5 protein-coding genes are annotated in these 4,377 nt (G+C 71.7%); all 5 read left to right on the plus strand.

Features of this window, described 5'->3' with window-relative positions; all coding sequences use genetic code 11:
- On the plus strand, nucleotides 1-1,081 hold a 1,081-nt coding region (locus tag RCJ92_RS15060; RefSeq protein ID WP_446755010.1), incomplete at its 5' end, for a protoporphyrinogen/coproporphyrinogen oxidase.
- Nucleotides 1,082-1,160: 79 nt separating this feature from the next.
- Nucleotides 1,161-1,874, plus strand: a complete 714-nt coding sequence (hemQ, locus tag RCJ92_RS15065; RefSeq protein WP_446755011.1) for a hydrogen peroxide-dependent heme synthase — start codon at nucleotides 1,161-1,163, stop codon at nucleotides 1,872-1,874.
- Nucleotides 1,871-3,076, plus strand: a complete 1,206-nt coding sequence (locus tag RCJ92_RS15070; protein WP_391495668.1) for a ferrochelatase — start codon at nucleotides 1,871-1,873, stop codon at nucleotides 3,074-3,076. Before hemQ ends, RCJ92_RS15070 begins: the two co-directional genes overlap by 4 nt.
- Nucleotides 3,073-4,047, plus strand: a complete 975-nt coding sequence (gene hemC, locus RCJ92_RS15075) for a hydroxymethylbilane synthase (protein WP_446755012.1) — start codon at nucleotides 3,073-3,075, stop codon at nucleotides 4,045-4,047. Before RCJ92_RS15070 ends, hemC begins: the two co-directional genes overlap by 4 nt.
- A gap of 6 nt (nucleotides 4,048-4,053) precedes the next feature.
- Nucleotides 4,054-4,377 (plus strand): uroporphyrinogen-III synthase (locus RCJ92_RS15080; RefSeq protein WP_446755013.1); only part of this gene is annotated, 324 nt, incomplete at its 3' end.

Raw genomic sequence — 4,377 nt, forward strand, 5'->3', positions numbered from 1 at the left:
CGCCCAGGTGCGCAGCGACGAGGTCCGGGCCCTGATTGGCCGCCCGGCCGTGGTGCGCGCCGCCGCCGACCTGGTCACCCCGATGCCCAAGAAGTGGGCCACCGAGAAGCTGAGCGTGGGCGAGGTGGTGCGCCAGCGGATGGGCTCGGCCGTTCTGGAGCAGCTGGTCGCCCCGGTGGTGGCCGGGGTGTACTCCACCGACCCGAACCAGGTGGACATCGACGCCGCCGCGCCCGGGCTGCGCCAGGCGATGCAGGACACCGGCTCGCTGGCCCGCGCCGTCGCCCAGCTGCAGGGCCAGGCCCCGGCCGGTTCCCGGGTGGCCGGGCTGCAGGACGGCATGTACACGCTGATCACCGAACTGACGGCCCAGCTGCGCGAGGCCGGGGTGAACCTGGTGCGCAACGCCCCGGTCACCGCCCTGGCCCATGATCCGCAGGCCGCCGAACCCTTCACCGTCACCAGCCATACCGAGGTGCTGCACGCCGACAAGGTGGTGGTGGCCACCCAAGCCGCCGCCGCGGCCCCGCTCCTGCAGCCGCTGCTGCCGGCCGGCACCCTGGCCGGCGCCGGACGCGAGTCGAACTCCATTGCCCTGGTGATCCTGGTGGTGGACAAGCCCGAACTGGACGAGGCCCCGCGCGGCAGCGGGGTGCTGGTCACCGAGGGCTCGACGATCAAGGCCAAGGCCCTGACCCACTCCACCGCCAAATGGCCGTGGCTGGGGGACGCCACCGGACCGGGCACCCACGTGGTGCGCCTGTCCTATGGGCGCATCGGACACCGCGAACCGCTGGTGGAGGCCGGCAACGACGCGGCGCTGACCAGCCAGGCAATCGCCGACGCCGCCACCATCCTGGGCGTGGACGTGGGCGAGGACGACGTGCTGGGCAGCGCGATCTCCCGCTTCAGCGACATGGTGCCGCTCACCGGCAACGCCCAGCGCCAGGCCAACGCCCGGCTGGACGAGGCGCTGCAGGACCTGCAGGGGCTCAGCGTGGTCGGGGCCTGGCGTTCGGGCACCGGCCTGGCCCGGGTCATCGCCCACACCAGGGCCCAGGTCGCCATCAGCGCCAGCTAGCCCCACCCGACCCGCCGGCCCGGGACCCATGCGCCGGCCACCAAGACCATTGACCGAGAATCCAACCGAGGAGAGAACCATGACTGAACGTCCAGAGAACAACTCACCGGTGCTGCGTGACCGCGAGGCCGCCGGCAACGCCACCATGTATTACACCCTGTGGACCGTCTTCAAGCGTTCGGTCCCGGCCGAGCGCGGGCAGGGTGCGGCCGAGTTCGAAACCCTCGTTCAGGAGCTGGCCGACCAGGGCGTGAGCGTGCGCGGGCTCTACGACGTCTCCGCGATGCGCCAGGACGCCGATGTCATGGTGTGGATCCACGGTCCGGCCGCCGAGCTGCTGCAGGCGGGCATGCGCCGGATCCGGCGCAGCGCCCTGTTTGCCGGCACCGAGATCGCCTACTCCACCATGGCCGTGCACCGCGAGGCCGAATTCGCCAAGGACCACTCCCCGGCGTTCGCCCGGGGCCTGGATGCCAAGGAATGGATGACCGTCTACCCGTTCGTGCGCTCCCACGACTGGTACACCCTGGACCCGGCTTCCCGCGGCAAGATGCTGCGCGACCACGGCATCCTGGGCCGCGACTTCCCCAACGTGCTGGCCAACACCGTGGCCGCGTTCTCCTTCAGCGACTACGAATGGCAGGTCTGCCTGGAAGCCGATGACATGATCGACCTGGTCGACATGATGCGCCACCTGCGCTACACCGAGGCCCGCCACCATGTGCGCGAGGAAACCCCGTTCTACACCGGCCGGCGCATCAGCGCCGTCGAGGTTGCCGAGGTCCTGCAGTGAACCAGGACTTCGACCCGCGCACCGGGTATGACGCCAACGGCACCATGACCCCCAAGCCCTACGACGCCCTGCTGCTGGCCAGCTTCGGCGGACCGGAGGGCCAGGAGGACGTGATCCCGTTCCTGCGCAACGTCACCGCCGGGCGCGGCATCCCCGATGAGCGCCTGGAGGAGGTGGCCGTCCACTACCGCACCAACGGGGGCGTGTCCCCGATCAACGCCCAGAACCGGGCGCTGAAGGCGGCCCTGGAGGCCGAGCTGGAGGCCCGCGGCATCCAGCTGCCGGTCTACTGGGGCAACCGCAACTGGTACCCGATGATCAACGACACGCTCAAGCAGATCGCCGCGGACGGGCACCGCAAGGTGCTGCTGCTGGGCACCGGCGCCTACGCCGGGTACTCGGCCTGCCGCCAGTACCGTGAGGATCTGGGCATGGGGCTGCGCGAAACCGGGCTGGAGGGCGTGGTGGAGGTGGACAAGGTCCGCCAGTTCTTTGACACCCCGGCCTTCGTGGAGCCGTTCATCGACGGGGTGAGGCAGTCCCTGGCCGACGTGCGTGAGCAGCTGGCCGATCGCGGGAACCCGGAGGGACGGATCAAGATCGTGTTCGTCACCCACTCGATCCCGATGAGCGACGCGAACGCCGCCGGGCCGGCCGCCGAGCACGAAAACTACCCGGAGAACCTGTATACCGCCCAGCACCGGGCGGTCGCCGCCCACATCCTGGCCCATGTGCCCGAGGCGGAGGGCCTGGAGGATTCGCTGGTCTACCAGTCGCGCTCCGGGGCCCCGCACATTCCGTGGCTGGAACCGGACATCAACGACGCGCTGGAACAGGACGCCGCCAATGGCGTGGCCGGCGTGGTGGTGGTGCCCATCGGCTTCATCTCCGACCACATGGAGGTGCTCTGGGACCTGGACACCGAGGCGAAGGACACCTGCGCCGAACTGGGCCTGGCCTTCTGCCGGGTGCCCACCCCCGGCACCCACACCAAGTTCGTCTCCGGACTGATCGACGTCATCGAGGAACGCCTGACCGGCCCCGACGGGGCCCCGCGGCGCACCGGGCGGGTCAGCGCCGTGGCCGGCGGGCCGTGGTTCGACGTGTGCCCGGCCGCGTGCTGCGTGAAGCCGGCCCAGGACGGCTCCCTGCGCCCGACCATCGCCGGGATGGACTCCGAGGTGGGGGTGCCCCAGCCATGAGCGAATCCTTCACCGTGGGAACCCGGGGCAGCGCCCTGGCCACCACCCAGACCGCGTGGGCCGCAGACCAGCTGGCCGAGCTGAGCGGGCTGCGTGCCGACACCGTGCTGGTGCGCACCGAGGGGGATGTGGTCACCGGATCACTGGCCACCCTGGGCGGCACCGGCGTGTTCGCCGCCGCACTGCGCCAGCACCTGCTGGATGCCGGGTGCGATCTGGCCGTGCACTCGCTCAAGGACCTGCCCACCGTGCAGCCCCAGGGCCTGGCGCTGGCCGCGATCCCGGTCCGCGAGGACGTGCGGGACGCGCTGTGCGCCCGTGACGGGCTGAGCCTGGCCCAGCTGCCCGACGGTGCCAAGATCGGCACCGGCTCCCCGCGCCGCGCCGCCCAGCTGCTGGCCCACCGCAAGGACCTGCAGATCGTGGACATCCGCGGCAACGTGCCCACCCGGCTCGGCCGGGTCAAGGGCGTGGGCGAAACCCTGGATGACGGCAGCGTGGGACGCGCCGTGCAGGGGGATCTGGACGCGGTGATCCTGGCCGCGGCCGGGCTGCACCGGTTGGGGATGGAACGGCACATCACCGAATACCTGGATCCGGCGATCATGCTGCCGGCCCCCGGCCAGGGGGCCCTGGCCGTGGAGGTGCGCTCCACCGGCAGCGGCGCCCCCGAACTTGATGCCGCACTGGAACGCTTCGATGACACCGCCACCCGCTGGCAGGTTGCCGCCGAACGGGCGCTGCTGAACACCCTGGAGGCCGGCTGCGCCGCCCCGATAGGGGCCCTGGCCCACTTCGAGGGCGAACAGCTGGTGCTGGAGGCCGTGGCCTGCCGGCCCGACGGCACCCAGATCATGCGCCAGTCCCACGCGGCACCGGTTCGCGATGAGGCCGGGGCGTTGGACGTGGGCCGGGTGCTGGCCCGCCGGATGCTGGAGAACGGCGCGGCGGTCATCGCCGGGCTGGCCTAGGCGCCCATGGCCCCGCACGCGATCATCCTGCGCGCCGCCCACCGGGCGGCGGCCACCGTCGCCGAGTTCGCCCGGCTGGGCATCGACTCCAGCTGCACCCAGCTGATCGAAACGGTGTGGCCGCAGGATTTGACGGCGCTGGATGAACGCGTGGGACGGCTGGCCGCCGGGGAGTACCAGTGGGTCATGCTCACCTCGGTGAGCACCGTGCACGTGCTTGCCCAGCGCCTGGCCGGCCGGCCCCTGCCCCCGCACACCCGGTTCGCGGCGGTGGGTGCCAGCACCGCGGCGGCCGCCGGGCGGCTGCTGGGGCGCGAGGTGGACTTCCTG

This window comes from Glutamicibacter sp. BSL13 (assembly GCF_052928425.1).

Bases quoted from the DNA above. Each gene is read 5' to 3' on its own strand.
- hemQ (WP_446755011.1), top strand. From the start codon at position 1,161: ATGACTGAACGTCCAGAGAACAACTCACCGGTGCTGCGTGACCGCGAG.
- hemC (WP_446755012.1), top strand. From the start codon at position 3,073: ATGAGCGAATCCTTCACCGTGGGAACCCGGGGCAGCGCCCTGGCCACC.